Genomic DNA, 14660 nt, shown 5'->3' with positions numbered 1-14660 from the left:
CCCCATGACCGAGGCCGACCAGCCCGCCGAGGTGCTCCGCCACTACCTCCGGGCCGCGCGCGAGGCGCTGCTCTGGAAGCTCGAAGGGCTGGGGGAGCGGCAGCTGCGGCTGCCCCGCACCCCCACCGGCACCTCGTTCCTCGGCACGGTGCTGCACTGCGCCAACGTCGAGATCGGCTACTTCGGTCCCACCTTCGGCCGGACCTGGCCCGAGCCCGACCATCCCGCAGTCATCCCGCTCGACACCTACGACACCGATCCGCAGGCGGACTGGGTCGTGCCCGCGCAGATCCCGGCCACCGAGCTGGTCGCGTTCTACGGCCGGGTCGGGGCCTTCGTCGACGACGCCCTCACCGAGCTCCCGCTCGACACCCCCGGACGCGTGCCGTGGTGGCCCGCGGAGGGCGCGCAGACGACGCTGCACTCCATCGCCGTCCATGTCATGAGCGACCTCCACCGCCATGCCGGCCAGCTCGACATCCTCCGTGAGCAGCTCGACGGAGCGGCCGGGCTGCGGCCCGCGGTGACCAACGTCCCGGACGGCGTCGACTGGCCGTCGTACGTCGCCCGGTTGACCGCGATCGCCGAGCAGTTCCCCGCGTAGCGACCACCGGGCGAATACCGGTTCGCCGGTGCGCGGCCCGGGTTCCTAGACTGGCGCCGATATGTCTGGCCCGAACACTGACTACGACCCCGTGGAGGTCGCCGCCGTGAGCCCTGCCGAGCTCGAAGCGGCGCGCGACGCCGCCCTGGCCGCGATCGCCGCCGCCACCGACCTGGAGCAGCTCAAGGCGGTGCGCACCGACCACGCCGGCGACCGCTCCCCGCTCGCCCTCGCCAACCGCGAGATCGGCGCGCTGCCTCCCCAGGCCCGCAAGGAGGCCGGCCAGCGCGTCGGCCAGGCCCGCGGCGCCGTGAGCAAGGCGCTCGCCGCGCGCCAGGAGGTGCTCGAGGCGGAGCACGAGGCGCGCATCCTCGTCGAGGAGGCCGTCGACGTCACGCTGCCCACCGACCACGACCCGGTCGGTGGCCGCCACCCCCTCACCACGGGTGCCGAGCTGATCGCCGACATCTTCGTCGCGATGGGCTGGGAGGTCGCCGAGGGCCCGGTCATCGAGGCCGAGTGGCTCAACTTCGACGCCCTCAACCTGGGCCCGGACCACCCGGCCCGCACCATGCAGGACACGTTCTGGACCGAGCCGGCCGACCACCACGTCGTGCTGCGCACCCACACCAGCCCGGTGCAGGCGCGGACCATGCTGACCCGCGGCGTCAGCGACGGAGCCCCGATCTACGTCGTGTGCCCCGGTCGCGTGTTCCGCACCGACGAGTACGACGCCACGCACTCGCCGATGTTCCACCAGGTCGAGGGTCTCGCCATCGACGAGGGCATCTCCATGGCCCACCTCAAGGGCACCCTCGACCACTTCGCCACCCAGATGTTCGGCGAGGGCATCACGACCCGCTTCCGGCCGTCGTACTTCCCCTTCACCGAGCCGTCGGCCGAGGTCGATCTCATCTGTTTCGTGTGCCGCGGCGTCGGACACGACGACACCGGCCAGTGCCGCACGTGTCGCGGTGAGGGCTGGATCGAGTGGGGCGGTTGCGGCATCGTCAACCCGCGCGTGCTCCAGGCATGCGGCGTCGACTCCGAGCGCTACTCCGGCTTCGCGTTCGGCATGGGCATCGACCGGACCCTGATGTTCCGGCACGGCCTCGAGGACCTGCGCACCCTGTTCGAGGGCGACGTGCGCTTCACCACTGCGTTCGGAAGCGAGCTCTGACATGTTGGCCCCTGTCTCTTGGATCCGGGAGCTCGTCGAACTGCCCGAGCACGTCACCACCGAGGTGCTGACCGACCGGCTCACCGCGCTCGGCCTCAAGCTCGAGGCGATCCAGGCCGCTGACATCACCGGCCCGCTCGTCATCGGCCGCGTCCTGACGCAGGACAAGGAGCCGCAGAAGAACGGCAAGGTCATCAACTGGTGCACCGTCGACGTCGGCGAGGCCAACGGCACCGGCGAGCCCCAGGGCATCATCTGCGGCGCCCACAACTTCGGCCCCGGCGACCTCGTCGTCGTCGTGCTCCCGGGCGGCGTGCTGCCCGGCGGCTTCGAGATCTCGGCGCGCAAGACCTACGGCCACGTCTCGGCGGGCATGATCTGCTCGGCTCGCGAGCTCGGCCTGGGCGAGGACCACGACGGCATCATCGTGCTGCCGCCGGACGCCGGTCAGCCCGGCGACGACGTGTTCGCGCTGCTCGGCCTCGACGACGAGGTCATCGAGTTCGAGATCAACCCGGACCGCGCCTACGCCCTGTCCGTGCGCGGCGTCGCCCGCGAGGCGGCGCTCGGCTTCGGCGTCCCGTTCGCCGACCCCGCCGAGCGCGAGCTCCCCGCCGTCGACGGCAAGGCCTGGGAGGTCGTCGTCGACGACCCGTCCGGCTGCCCGGTGTTCGCCGCGCGCCTGGTCAGCGGCTTCGACCCGACCGCCCCGACGCCGGAGTTCATCAAGCGCCGCGTCGAGCAGGCCGGCATGCGCTCGATCTCGCTGGCCGTCGACGTCACCAACTACGTCATGCTCGAGCTCGGTCAGCCGATCCACGGGTACGACGCCGACAAGGTCGCCGGTGCGCTCGGCGTCCGTCGTGCCCGCGACGGCGAGAAGCTCACCACCCTCGACGACGTCGTCCGCGAGCTGTCGGTCGAGGACCTCGTCATCACCGACGACTCCGGTCCGATCGGCCTGGCCGGCGTGATGGGTGGCGCGACCACCGAGATGTCCGAGACCACCACGCGCATCCTCATCGAGGCAGCGCACTGGGACGCCGTCTCGATGTTCCGCACCGGCAAGCGCCACAAGCTGACCTCCGAGGCCGGCAAGCGCAACGAGCGCGGTGTCGACCCGCTGCTGCCCGGCATCGCCGCCGACCGCGTCGTCGAGCTGCTCGTCGAGCACGGCGGAGCGACCGCGGAGCCCGGCTACACGCTGGTCGGCACCGCCCCCGAGCGGCACGCGATCACCATCGCCACCGACCTGCCCGCGCGGCTCAGCGGCATCGACATCACCGCGATGACGACCGTGGAGAGCCTCCGGGCGATCGGTGCGACCGTGACCGAGCGGGACGCCGAGACCCTCGAGGTCGTCCCGCCGACCTGGCGTCCCGACATCAACGACCCCTACGACCTGGTCGAGGAGGTCGTCCGGATCGTCGGCTACGACCAGGTGCCCAGCGTGCTGCCGCGGCGCGCGACGGGGCGCGGCCTGACCCGCACCCAGCGGCTGCGCCGCCGGATCGGACGGACCCTCGCCGGCGCCGGCCTGGTCGAGGTGGTCAGCTTCCCGTTCGTCGGCGAGGCGACCTTCGACAAGCTCGGCCTGCCGGCCGACGACCCGCTGCGGACCACCGTCGGGCTCGCCAACCCGCTCTCGAGCGAGGAGCCGGCCTACACGACCACGCTGCTGCCCGGGCTTCTCGACGCCGCGTCCCGCAACGTCGGTCGTGGCGCTCCGGGTGTCGCGCTCTTCGAGACCGGCACCGTCGCCTTCCCGGCCGACAACGGCCCGGCGCCCATCTACGGCGTCCACACCCGTCCCTCGGAGGCGGAGCTCGAGAAGCTGATCGAGGCCCTGCCCGTGCAGCCCCAGCACCTCGCCGTCGTCCTCGCGGGCGAGCGGCGCCGCGCGGGCTGGTGGGGCGCCGGCACCGACGCCGGCTGGACCGACGCGCTGGCCGTCGTACGACGCCTCGCGGCCGACCTCGGTGTCACCGTCGAGGTCGCCTCCGCCGCCCGGATGCCGTGGCACCCCGGCCGCTGCGCGCTGATCAGCATCGACGGCGTCGAGATCGGGCACGCCGGCGAGCTCCACCCCAACGTGTGCCGTGCCTACGGCCTGCCCGCCCGCAGCGCCGCCGTCGAGCTCGACCTGGACGCGATGATGGCGGCCGCCACCGAGGTCGTCCCCGGCCCGGAGTTCTCGACGATGCCCCTCGCCAAGGAGGACGTGGCGCTCGTCGTCGACGCCAGTGTCACCGTGGCAGCGGTCGAGGCCGCGCTGCGGGAGGGGGCCGGTGACCTGCTGGAGTCGATCCGGCTGTTCGACGTCTACACCGGCGAGCAGATCGACGAGGGCCAGAAGTCGCTCGCGTTCGCGCTGCGCTTCCGCGCTCCCGACCGCACCCTCACCGAGGCCGAGACCGGCGCCGCCCGCGACGCCGCGGTCGCCCGTGCCGCGGCGCTGACGGGAGCGGTGCAACGCTGAGTCCCGGGAGGTCCGGGCCGAGCACGCCGAAGACCTCGCCGCGGGCGACCTGCAGGTCGATGCCGTCGACGGCGCGGAAGTCTCCGAAGGACTTCACGAGGCCGCTGGCATCGACCGCGAGGTCGCGTCCCGCTGTGGGAGGGTGGAGGATGTCGTTCATGGCGCCGAGCGTGCCCGGCACCGCTTTCACTCCGGTTTCAGCGGGTCGCCGTGGCGGTTTCATGCACGACCCTGTATGTTCATGCAAATGAGCAAGGTGAGGGTCGCCGTCGCCGGCGCCAGCGGATACGCCGGGGGTGAGGTGCTGCGGCTGCTGCTCGGCCACCCCGGCGTCGAGATCGGTGCGGTCACCGCGGGCAGCAACGCGGGGGAGCGCCTCGGCGCGCTGCAGCCCCACCTGCTTCCGCTCGCCGACCGGGTGCTCGAGCCGACCACCGCCGAGGTGCTCGCCGGCCACGACGTCGTCTTCCTTGGTCTGCCGCACGGCCAGTCCGGTGCGCTCGCCGAGGAGCTGTCCTCCCGGGACGACCGGGTCGTGGTCGTCGACTGCGGAGCCGACTTCCGGCTGGAGGACGCAGCCGCCTGGGAGCAGTTCTACGGCAGCGCCCACGCCGGCACCTGGCCCTACGGCCTGCCCGAGCTCCCCGGCAACCGTGACGCCCTCCGCGGCGCCCGGCGGGTCGCCGTCCCCGGCTGCTACCCGACGATCTCCTCCCTGGCCCTGGCCCCGGCCGTCGCCGCCGGCCTCGTCGTTCCCGACGTGGTGGTCGTGGCCGCCTCCGGTACGAGCGGCGCCGGCAAGGCCGCCAAGACCCACCTGCTCGGCAGCGAGGTGATGGGCAACGCCAGCGCCTACGGCGTCGGCGGCGTCCACCGGCACACCCCCGAGATCACCCAGAACCTGGGCCGGCTCACGCCCGCCGAGGTCAAGGTGAGCTTCACGCCGCTGCTCGTCCCCATGTCGCGGGGCATCCTCGCCACCTGCTCGGCGCCGCTGGCCGCCCCGGTCAGCGCCGAGGAGGCACGCGCCGCCTACGTGAAGGCGTACGCCGACGAGCCGTTCGTCCACGTCCTGCCCGCCGGGCAGTGGCCGCAGACCCAGGCGGTGCTCGGCTCCAACGCCGTGCATCTCCAGGTCGCCGCCGACGAGGCAGCCGGGAGGCTGGTCGCCGTCGGCGCTATCGACAACCTCGCCAAGGGCACCGCCGGCGCCGCCGTGCAGTGCATGAACCTCGCCCTCGGTCTCGACGAGACCACGGGCCTGAGCACCGTAGGACTGGCCCCGTGACCGAGCACACCGAGCACACCGAGCAGCCCGAGAACACCGAGCAGCCCGAGCCGCAGACGTACTCCCTGTCCCGCTACCCGGAGACGCTGGCCGTCGTCCGCCTCGCCGCCGGTGCCGAGATCCCGCTGTGGGCCGAGTCCTCCTCGGTCTTCTCGATCACCGCGACGGCCAACGAGACCTCGCTGGTGTGTGCCGGGCGCAGCGTGCCGAAGAAGGCGCGCCACCACAAGCCGTTCACCGCGTTCTGTGTCGACGGCGCGCTCGAGTTGACCGCCGTCGGCGTCCTGGTCGCGCTGCTGACCCCGCTGGCACAGGCCGAGATCCCGGTCTTCACGCTCTCCACGTTCGACACCGACTGGATCCTGGTGCCGACCGGGATGGCGGACAAGGCCGAGGAGGCCTGGCGACGATCGGGGCACACCGTCGCCCCCGCCGTCCCTGCCTGAGGTTTCGAGGCTCGCAAGCTCGCACCTCGACCACCGAGAAAGTCGTGAACCCATGAGCGTCACCCACCCCGCCGGCTTCGTCGCCGCCGGCGCCGCGATCGGCCTGAAGCCGTCCGGCAAGAAGGACTTCGCCCTCGTCGTCAACCAGGGCCCCACGTTCGACTCCGCCTCGGTCTTCACCAGCAACCGCTGCAAGGCCAACCCCGTCCTGTGGAGCGAGCAGGTCGTCAAGGACGGCGTCGTGCGCGCAGTCGTCCTCAACTCCGGCGGCGCCAACTGCTACACCGGCCCCGAGGGCTTCCAGACCACCCACCAGGTCGCCGAGAAGGTCGGCGAGCTCGTCGGCATCGCCGCCGGTGACGTCGTGGTCTGCTCCACCGGCCTGATCGGCCTGGTCAACGACCGGCAGACCCTGCTCGACGGGGTCGGCACCCTCCACGCGCAGCTCTCCGCCGACGGCGGCAACGACGCGGCCGAGGCCATCATGACCACCGACACGGTCAGCAAGCAGGTCGTCGTGCACGGCCCCGACGACGCCGGCTGGTCGATCGGCGGCATGGCCAAGGGCGCCGGCATGCTCGCCCCCGCGCTCGCGACGATGCTCGTCGTCATCACGACCGATGCCGTCGTGCCCGCGGCCGACCTCGACGCCGCCCTGCGCGCCGCGACCCGGGTCAGCTTCGACCGGCTCGACTCCGACGGGTGCCAGTCGACCAACGACACGGTCACCCTGATGGCCAGCGGCGCCTCCGGCGTGACGCCGAGCCTGTCCGACTTCACCGCCGCCCTCACCGAGGTCTGCCGCTCGCTGGCGGTCCAGCTGCTCGCCGACGCCGAGGGCGCCGACCACGAGATCGCGATCACCACCCGGGGGGCCGCCTCCGAGGACGACGCGGTCGAGGTCGGTCGCAGTGTGGCCCGGAGCAACCTGTTCAAGGCCGCCGTCTTCGGCAAGGACCCCAACTGGGGGCGGGTCCTGGCCTCCGTCGGTACGACGCGGGCCGCGTTCGACCCGGCGGACCTCGACGTCGCGATGAACGGCGTGTGGGTGTGCCGCAACAGCACCCCCGCCGAGGACCCGTCGCTCGTCGACCTGTCCGGCCGGAAGGTCACCGTCACCATCGACCTCAAGGCCGGTGACGCCGAGGCGACGGTCTGGACCAACGACCTGACCCTCGCCTACGTCCACGAGAACAGCGCGTACTCCTCATGAGCGACGACCAGACCCACGAGGCCGGCAAGCCCGACCAGTTCAAGGCCCACACCCTCGCCGGTGCGCTGCCGTGGTTGAAGGCGTACCACGGCAAGATCGTCGTCATCAAGTACGGCGGCAACGCGATGACCGACGACACCCTCAAGCGCGCCTTCGCCGAGGACATCGCGTTCCTCCGCTTCGCCGGCTTCCGCCCCGTCGTGGTGCACGGCGGTGGTCCGCAGATCTCCACGATGCTCGACCGGCTCGGCATCGAGTCGGAGTTCCGCGGCGGCCTGCGCGTGACCACGCCCGAGGCGATGGACGTCGTCCGGATGGTCCTCGTCGGCCAGGTCCAGCGCGAGCTGGTCGGCCTGATCAACGAGCACGGCCCGCTCGCGGTCGGCCTGTCCGGCGAGGACGCCGGACTGTTCACCGCCGAGCAGACCGGCACCGTCGTCGACGGCGAGGAGGTCGACCTCGGCCTGGTCGGCGAGGTCGCCCAGGTCCGGCCCGAGGCGGTCCTCGACCTGATCGAGGCCGGCCGGATCCCCGTCGTGTCCAGCGTCGCGCCCGACATCGACGGCGTTGTCCACAACGTCAACGCCGACTCGGCTGCCGCCTCGCTGGCCGCCGCGCTCGGCGCCGAGAAGCTGCTCGTCCTCACCGACGTCGAGGGGCTCTACCTCGACTGGCCGGACCCCGAGGAGGTCATCGGCGAGATCAGCCCGGAGGCGCTGGAGGAGATCCTCCCGTCGCTGGCCAGCGGCATGATCCCGAAGATGGGCGCCTGCCTGCAGGCCGTGCGCAACGGCGTGAAGCGCGCGACCGTCGTCGACGGGCGTCAGGCCCATGCCGTGCTCCTCGAGCTCTTCACCGACGAGGGCGTCGGCACCCAGGTGCTGCCCGGCGTCACCACCAAGACCCGCAAGGCAAGGGAGGTGTCGAAGTGACGACCAATGCCGCTTGGACCGAGCGCTACACCGGCGTGCTCATGAACACCTTCGGCTCACCCAAGACCGTGCTGGTCCGTGGCCAGGGCGCGCACGTGTGGGACGCCGACGGCCGCGAGTACGTCGACCTGCTCGGCGGCATCGCCGTCAACGCCCTCGGCCACGGCCACCCCCGGCTGGTCGCCGCCGTCACCGAGCAGTTGGAGACCCTCGGCCACATCTCGAACTTCTTCGCCAGCGGGCCGCAGATCAGGCTCGCCGAGCGGCTCGTGGGCCTCCTCGGCACCGAGGCGCGGGTGTTCTTCACCAACTCCGGCGCCGAGGCCAACGAGGCCGCGTTCAAGCTGACCCGGCGCACCGGCCGCACGAAGATCGTCGCCACCGAGGGCTCATTCCACGGCCGCACCATGGGTGCGCTCGCGCTGACCTCCAAGCTCGCCTACCGCGAGCCCTTCGAGCCGCTGCCCGGCGACGTCGTCTTCGTCCCCTACGGCGACGTGGCCGCGCTCGAGGCTGCTGTCGACCGGGACACCGCGGCGGTGCTGGTCGAGCCGATCCAGGGGGAGGCGGGGGTCATCGTGCCGCCCCGCGACTACCTGCCGAGCGCCCAGCGGATCGCCCACGAGAACGGCGCGCTGCTCTGGCTCGACGAGATCCAGACCGGCGTCGGCCGCACCGGCACCTGGTTCGCCCACCAGAACCCGGCGCTGGTCGACGCACCCGTCGTGCCCGACATCGTGACGCTCGCGAAGGGTCTCGCGGGCGGCATCCCGATCGGCGCGTGCCTGGCCACCCACGGCGCAGGCAAGCTCTTCGACCCGGGCAACCACGGCACCACCTTCGGCGGCAACCCGGTCGCCGCGGCGGCTGCCCTCGCCGTCCTCGACGTCATCGCCGAGGAGGACCTCCTCGCCCACGCGAGCGCCCAGGGCGCGAAGCTCCGCGCCGCCGCCGGCGCCGACGCCCGCGTCGTCGAGACCCGGGGTGCGGGCCTCCTCGTCGGGCTGACCCTCGCCGAGCCGCGCGCCGCCGAGGTCGTCACGGCCGCCCAGGACGCCGGCTTCCTGCTCAACGCCGCGACTGCGGAGCGGGTCCGGATGGCGCCGCCACTCAACCTCACCGACGCCGACGTCGAGGCGTTCGCCGCGGCCTGGCCCGCCATCCTCGACCATGCCTTCGACCCGGCAGGAGTCGCCCCGTGATCCGCTCGTTCCTGCGTGACGACGACCTGACACCGGCCGAGCAGGCCGAGGTCCTCGACCTCGCCGTCACCCTGAAGGCCGATCCCTACGGCCACCAGCCGCTGGCCGGCCCGCGCACCGTCGCGATGATCTTCGACAAGCCGACGCTGCGCACCCAGGCGTCGTTCGCGGCCGGCATCGCCGAGCTCGGCGGCCACCCGATGCTCGTCGACGGCACGCTCGCCGGGATCGGCAAGCGGGAGTCCGTCGCCGACGTCGCCCGCGTGCTCGGGCGGCAGGCCTCGCAGATCGTGTGGCGCACCTACGCGCAGGCCAGCCTCGACGAGATGGCGGCGTACGCCGGGGTCCCGGTCGTCAACGCGCTGACCGACGACTTCCACCCCTGCCAGCTGCTCGCCGACCTGCTCACGGTCCGCGAGCACAAGGGCGAGCTTGCCGGCCTGACCGCCGTCTTCCTGGGCGACGGGGCCTGCAACATGGGCAACTCCTGGCTGCTCGCCGGCGCGACGGCCGGTATGCACGTGCGGATCAGCGGCCCCGACGGCTACGTCCCCGCCGAGGCGATGTTCGCGCGTGCCAACGAGATCGGCTCCGCCACGGGTGGCTCCGCCACCGCGGTGGCCGACCCACGCGCCGCCGTCGACGGCGCCGACATCGTCATCACCGACACCTGGGTCTCGATGGGCAAGGAGGACGAGGCGTCCGAACGGCGCGAGGTCTTCGGCCCGTGGTCGCTCACGCCCGAGCTCCTGGCCGCGGCGCGGCCCGACGCCGTCGTGATGCACTGCCTGCCGGCCTACCGCGGCATGGAGATCGCCGCGGAGGTCCTCGACGGCCCGCAGAGCGTCGTGTGGGACGAGGCCGAGAACCGCCGCCACGCCCAGAAGGCGATCCTGACCTGGCTCCAGGAGAAGGCCCGGGCCTGACATGACCACCCCACCGCGTCCCTCTCCTGCGCCGCGCTCGCCCGAACAGCTCGTCGGAGCCCCCGGATGAGCGAGCACGCCCTGACCCCGATGACGAAGAGCGCCCGCCAGGCGATCGTCGTCGAGCTGCTGGAGAGCCGCGAGGTGCGCTCGCAGCCCGAGCTCGCCGACCTGCTGGGCGCACGGGGCGTGCACGTCACCCAGGCCACGCTGAGCCGCGACCTGGTCGAGCTCGACGCGGTCAAGGTCCGCTCGGCGAGCGGCACGCTCGTCTACGCCGTCCCCGCCGAGGGCGGCAACCGTGCGCCGGTCGCGGTGGAGAGCGCGGCGTCGCAACACCGGCTGTCCCGCCTGGCCTCCGAGCTGCTGGTCAGCGCCGAGGCCAGCGCCAACCTGGTCGTGCTGCGCACCCCACCGGGTGCGGCGCAGTTCCTAGCGAGCGCGATCGACAAGGTCGAGCTCGCCGACGTGCTCGGCACCATCGCCGGCGACGACACTGTGCTCGTGATCGGGCGCGACCCCGCCGGGGGAGACACCCTGGCCCACAAGTTCACCGCACTCGCCGAGGGCGACACCCGAAAGGATGCACACAGTTGAGCAAGGTCCTGACCTCCCTTCCCCAGGGAGAGCGCGTCGGTATCGCCTTCTCCGGCGGCCTCGACACCTCCGTCGCGGTGGCGTGGATGCGTGACAGGGGCGCGATCCCGTGCACCTACACCGCCGACATCGGTCAGCCCGACGAGCCCGACATCGCGGGCGTCGCCGCGCGTGCGAAGCAGTACGGCGCCGAGATCGCCCGCGCTGTCGACATCAAGCCCCAGCTGGTCGAGGAGGGCCTCGCGGCCCTGGCCTGCGGTGCCTTCCACATCCGCTCGGGTGCCAAGGCCTACTTCAACACCACACCTCTCGGTCGTGCGGTCACCGGCACCATGCTGGTCCGCGCGATGCACGCCGACGACGTCAACATCTGGGGCGACGGCTCGACCTACAAGGGCAACGACATCGAGCGGTTCTACCGCTACGGACTGATGGCCAACCCGGAGCTGCGGATCTACAAGCCGTGGCTCGACGCCGCCTTCGTCGAGGAGCTCGGCGGCCGGCACGAGATGAGCGAGTGGCTGGTCGAGCACGGCCTGCCGTACCGCGACTCCACGGAGAAGGCCTACTCCACCGACGCCAACATCTGGGGCGCCACCCACGAGGCCAAGGTGCTCGAGCACCTCGACGTCTCGCTCGAGGTCGTCGAGCCGATCATGGGCGTGAAGTTCTGGGACCCGACGGTCGCGATCGAGACCGAGGACGTCGCGATCACCTTCGAGGCCGGTCGTCCCGTTGCCATCAACGGCCAGCGGTACGACGACCCGGTGGCCCTCGTCCTCGAGGCCAACACCATCGGCGGCCGCCACGGTCTCGGGATGTCCGATCAGATCGAGAACCGGATCATCGAGGCCAAGTCCCGCGGCATCTACGAGGCGCCCGGCATGGCGCTGCTGTTCGCGGCGTACGAGCGGCTGCTCAACGCGATCCACAACGAGGACACCCTGGCCAACTACCACGTCGAGGGCCGCAAGCTCGGCCGCCTGCTCTACGAGGGTCGCTGGCTCGACCCGCAGGCACTGATGCTGCGCGAGTCGATCCAGCGCTGGATCGCCTCGCTCGTCACCGGCACCGTCACCCTGCGCCTGCGCCGCGGCGACGACTACACGATCCTGCGCACCGAGGGCGAGAACTTCTCCTACCACCCGGAGAAGCTGTCCATGGAGCGTGTCGAGAACGCCGCCTTCGGCCCGACCGACCGGATCGGCCAGCTCACGATGCGCAACCTCGACATCGCCGACTCGCGCGCCAAGCTCGAGGCGTACGCCGGCCAGCCGCTCGACCAGGGCACCGTCCTGGTCGAGCACGGCACCCTGTTCGGCGAGCTCCCGGCCGGCGGCTACGAGCAGATCACCGCCAACCCCGACGGTGGCGACGAGGGCGAGGCCATCCTCGAGGACGTCGCGATGGAGCTCGGGACGGACTGATGCACCACGAGCCCACGAGGCGCACGGTGGCCCGGGTCCTCCCGGTCAGCAGCGAGGGCAAGGTCCTGCTGCTGCTCGGGTGCGACCCGGCGCTGCCGGAGGTGCGCTACTGGTTCACCGTCGGGGGAGCCGCCGACGCGGGGGAGTCCCTCGCGGAGGCCGCGACCCGCGAGCTGCGCGAGGAGACCGGCGTCGTCGTGTCGCCCGCTGCGCTGGGTGAGCCCTACGGCACCTTCGAGGTGGAGTTCTCGTGGGACGGGCGCCGCTACGTCAACGAGTCGACGCTCTTCGCGGTCGCACTCGACGAGACGGCTGCAGGACCGATCAGCTTCGCGGGCCTTGACCTGCTGGAGTCGCAGTCGATCTTCGACGCCGCCTGGTGGACGCCCGACGACCTCGACCGGGACGGCCGCGCGGTCGATCCCCGGCTGATCGACCAGATGCGGGCGGCCATCGCGCACGTCCGGCAGGACTGACAGGAACGGAAGAACAGCGACATGAGCACCAACACCGGCAAGCTGTGGGGCGGACGCTTCGAGGGCGGACCGTCGCCGGAGCTGGACGCCCTCTCCCGCTCGACCCACTTCGACTGGCGCCTCGGGCTCTACGACATCGCCGGCTCCCACGCCCACGCGAAGGCCCTCGGCGCGGCGGGTCTGCTCACCTCGGACGAGGAGGCCGAGCTCCACCGCGGACTCGACGTGCTCGCGACCCGGTTCGTGGACGGCTCGCTCCAGCCCGATCCGTCCGACGAGGACGTCCATGGCGCCCTCGAGCGGCTCCTCATCGAGGAGGTCGGCCCTGACGTCGGCGGAAAGCTGCGCGCGGGCCGCTCGCGCAACGACCAGATCGCGACGCTCTTCCGCTGCTACCTGCTCGACCACGCGGTCACGGTCGGCGGCCTGGTACTCGACCTGGTCGACGCCCTGGCCGGACAGGCCGAGCAGCACCTGACCTCGGTCGACGGGGGACCGGCGATCATGCCGGGCCGCACCCACCTCCAGCACGCCCAGCCGGTGCTGCTCTCGCACCACCTGCTCGCCCACGCCTGGGCCCTGCTGCGCGACGTCGACCGGCTCGGCGACTGGCGCCGGCGGGTCGCCGGCGACTCGCCGTACGGCTCCGGGGCGCTGGCGGGCCAGAGCCTCGGCCTCGATCCCGAGCTGGTCGCCCGTGAGCTGGGCTTCACCGGGTCGAGCGCCAACTCCATCGACGGTACGGCGTCGCGTGACTTCGTCGCCGAGTTCGCCTACGTCGCCGCGCAGATCGGGATCGACGTCAGCCGGATCGCCGAGGAGATCATCTTGTGGGCGACCAAGGAGTTCGGGTTCGCGACACTCCACGACTCCTGGTCGACGGGGTCGAGCATCATGCCGCAGAAGAAGAACCCCGACATCTCCGAGCTGGCCCGCGGCAAGGCGGGCCGCCTCGTCGGCAACCTGACCGGTCTGCTCACCACGCTCAAGGCCCTCCCGCTCGCCTACAACCGCGACCTGCAGGAGGACAAGGAGCCGGTCTTCGACTCCGTCGACACCCTCGAGGTGTTGCTGCCGGCCTTCACCGGCCAGGTCGCGACCCTCGTCTTCGACACCGGGCGGATGGGGGAGCTGGCCCCCCAGGGGTTCTCGCTCGCCACCGACATCGCCGAGTGGCTCGTCAAGCAGGGCGTCCCGTTCCGGATCGCCCACGAGCTCGCCGGTGCCTGCGTCCGTGAGTGCGAGGGACTCGGCATCGAGCTCGACGAGCTCACCGACGAGCAGTTCGCGGCCATCTCGCCCCACCTGACCCCCGAGGTCCGCACGGTCCTGACGGTCCAGGGATCGGTCTCCTCGCGAGACGGCCGGGGCGGCACCGCTCCGGTGCGGGTGGCCGAACAGCTCGCTGACCTGCGCAAACGCGTTCTGGAGGCCCGCTCCGCGCACTGAGGGGCACCCCGATTTGCAACGAGGGGGACGTGTGCTGTTAATGTTCTTCTCGTTGCGGGGAACGCAGCGAAAACCTCCGGGGCAAGGCCCCAAACAAGAGGGATTCGGTGTGTCCGCGACACGGTTCAGATCCAGATCTGAGACTCCGCGAAGCGGAGTTGACGAGCGGGGGGCGAACCACTAAGGTTTCACAGGTTGCCCCGCGACCGAGGCCCGCGAGGGTCAAGGCGCGAGAGCGTGTGATGTTTGAGAACTCAACAGTGTGTCATGCATAGATTGTTGTGACGTTTGTGTGCATCGATCATGTGGGCCGTCTTTGATGGTCTGATGGTTGGATGTGTGTTTTCGGCAATGATGATTCTGATGACAAGTTTGTCAGCAGGTCGTGTTGCTGGGTTTGAATTTTCTTATGGAGAGTTTGATCCTGGCTCAGGACGAACG

Annotated in this window: 13 protein-coding genes; all 13 read left to right on the top strand. The window is 71.5% G+C overall.

Annotated features, from left to right (window positions below; genetic code table 11):
* Window positions 1-4: 4 nt before the first annotated feature.
* The 13 genes from KU893_RS00065 to argH all read left to right on the top strand — a co-directional run bounded on the left by KU893_RS00065 (window position 5) and on the right by argH (window position 14219).
* The gene (locus KU893_RS00065; protein ID WP_218232270.1) at window positions 5-604 is read left to right on the top strand and encodes a DinB family protein; all 600 of its coding nucleotides are present in this window, start codon (window positions 5-7) and stop codon (window positions 602-604) included.
* 61 nt (window positions 605-665) lie between these two features.
* Window positions 666-1784: a phenylalanine--tRNA ligase subunit alpha gene (gene pheS, locus KU893_RS00060; RefSeq protein WP_218232269.1), complete on the top strand. Its 1119-nt coding sequence runs from the start codon at window positions 666-668 to the stop codon at window positions 1782-1784.
* Between the two features lies 1 nt (window position 1785).
* Window positions 1786-4263, top strand: a complete 2478-nt coding sequence (gene pheT, locus KU893_RS00055; RefSeq protein WP_218232268.1) for a phenylalanine--tRNA ligase subunit beta — start codon at window positions 1786-1788, stop codon at window positions 4261-4263.
* 241 nt (window positions 4264-4504) lie between these two features.
* Window positions 4505-5551, top strand: a complete 1047-nt coding sequence (gene argC, locus KU893_RS00050; RefSeq protein ID WP_218232267.1) for an N-acetyl-gamma-glutamyl-phosphate reductase — start codon at window positions 4505-4507, stop codon at window positions 5549-5551.
* Complete coding sequence (locus tag KU893_RS23425) at window positions 5548-5997, top strand: ACT domain-containing protein (protein WP_218232266.1); 450 nt, start codon at window positions 5548-5550, stop codon at window positions 5995-5997. The genes argC and KU893_RS23425 overlap by 4 nt, the downstream gene beginning before the upstream one ends.
* A gap of 52 nt (window positions 5998-6049) precedes the next feature.
* Window positions 6050-7210, top strand: a complete 1161-nt coding sequence (argJ, locus tag KU893_RS00040; RefSeq protein ID WP_218232265.1) for a bifunctional glutamate N-acetyltransferase/amino-acid acetyltransferase ArgJ — start codon at window positions 6050-6052, stop codon at window positions 7208-7210.
* Window positions 7207-8142, top strand: coding sequence for an acetylglutamate kinase (argB, locus tag KU893_RS00035; RefSeq protein ID WP_218232264.1), 936 nt, complete (start codon window positions 7207-7209; stop codon window positions 8140-8142). The genes argJ and argB overlap by 4 nt, the downstream gene beginning before the upstream one ends.
* A gap of 41 nt (window positions 8143-8183) precedes the next feature.
* The gene (locus tag KU893_RS00030) at window positions 8184-9344 is read left to right on the top strand and encodes an acetylornithine transaminase (protein WP_218232456.1); all 1161 of its coding nucleotides are present in this window, start codon (window positions 8184-8186) and stop codon (window positions 9342-9344) included.
* A complete protein-coding gene (argF, locus tag KU893_RS00025) occupies window positions 9341-10270 on the top strand; it encodes an ornithine carbamoyltransferase (RefSeq protein WP_218232263.1) in 930 nt (309 codons plus the stop codon). The genes KU893_RS00030 and argF overlap by 4 nt, the downstream gene beginning before the upstream one ends.
* 66 nt (window positions 10271-10336) lie before the next feature.
* A complete protein-coding gene (locus KU893_RS00020) occupies window positions 10337-10867 on the top strand; it encodes an arginine repressor (RefSeq protein WP_218232262.1) in 531 nt (176 codons plus the stop codon).
* Window positions 10864-12294 (top strand): argininosuccinate synthase, encoded by a 1431-nt coding sequence (gene argG / locus KU893_RS00015; protein ID WP_218232261.1) that lies wholly within the window; start codon window positions 10864-10866, stop codon window positions 12292-12294. Before KU893_RS00020 ends, argG begins: the two co-directional genes overlap by 4 nt.
* A complete protein-coding gene (locus tag KU893_RS00010) occupies window positions 12294-12770 on the top strand; it encodes an NUDIX hydrolase (RefSeq protein ID WP_218232260.1) in 477 nt (158 codons plus the stop codon). Before argG ends, KU893_RS00010 begins: the two co-directional genes overlap by 1 nt.
* Before the next feature lie 21 nt (window positions 12771-12791).
* Window positions 12792-14219 (top strand): argininosuccinate lyase, encoded by a 1428-nt coding sequence (argH, locus tag KU893_RS00005; protein WP_218232259.1) that lies wholly within the window; start codon window positions 12792-12794, stop codon window positions 14217-14219.
* The last annotated feature ends 441 nt before the right edge of the window (window positions 14220-14660 follow it).

It is taken from the genome of Nocardioides daeguensis, assembly GCF_019192965.1.
GTDB classification, from domain to species: Bacteria; Actinomycetota; Actinomycetes; order Propionibacteriales; family Nocardioidaceae; genus Nocardioides; species Nocardioides daeguensis.
Note: the sequence above shows the minus strand (reverse complement) of the source record. Positions and strands in the feature narration are given on the sequence as shown.

Bases quoted from the DNA above. Each gene is read 5' to 3' on its own strand.
- KU893_RS00065 (WP_218232270.1), top strand. From the start codon at position 5: ATGACCGAGGCCGACCAGCCCGCCGAGGTGCTCCGCCACTACCTCCGG.
- pheS (WP_218232269.1), top strand. From the start codon at position 666: ATGTCTGGCCCGAACACTGACTACGACCCCGTGGAGGTCGCCGCCGTG.
- pheT (WP_218232268.1), top strand. From the start codon at position 1,786: ATGTTGGCCCCTGTCTCTTGGATCCGGGAGCTCGTCGAACTGCCCGAG.
- argC (WP_218232267.1), top strand. From the start codon at position 4,505: ATGCAAATGAGCAAGGTGAGGGTCGCCGTCGCCGGCGCCAGCGGATAC.
- argJ (WP_218232265.1), top strand. From the start codon at position 6,050: ATGAGCGTCACCCACCCCGCCGGCTTCGTCGCCGCCGGCGCCGCGATC.
- argB (WP_218232264.1), top strand. From the start codon at position 7,207: ATGAGCGACGACCAGACCCACGAGGCCGGCAAGCCCGACCAGTTCAAG.
- KU893_RS00030 (WP_218232456.1), top strand. From the start codon at position 8,184: ATGAACACCTTCGGCTCACCCAAGACCGTGCTGGTCCGTGGCCAGGGC.
- KU893_RS00020 (WP_218232262.1), top strand. From the start codon at position 10,337: ATGAGCGAGCACGCCCTGACCCCGATGACGAAGAGCGCCCGCCAGGCG.
- KU893_RS00010 (WP_218232260.1), top strand. From the start codon at position 12,294: ATGCACCACGAGCCCACGAGGCGCACGGTGGCCCGGGTCCTCCCGGTC.
- argH (WP_218232259.1), top strand. From the start codon at position 12,792: ATGAGCACCAACACCGGCAAGCTGTGGGGCGGACGCTTCGAGGGCGGA.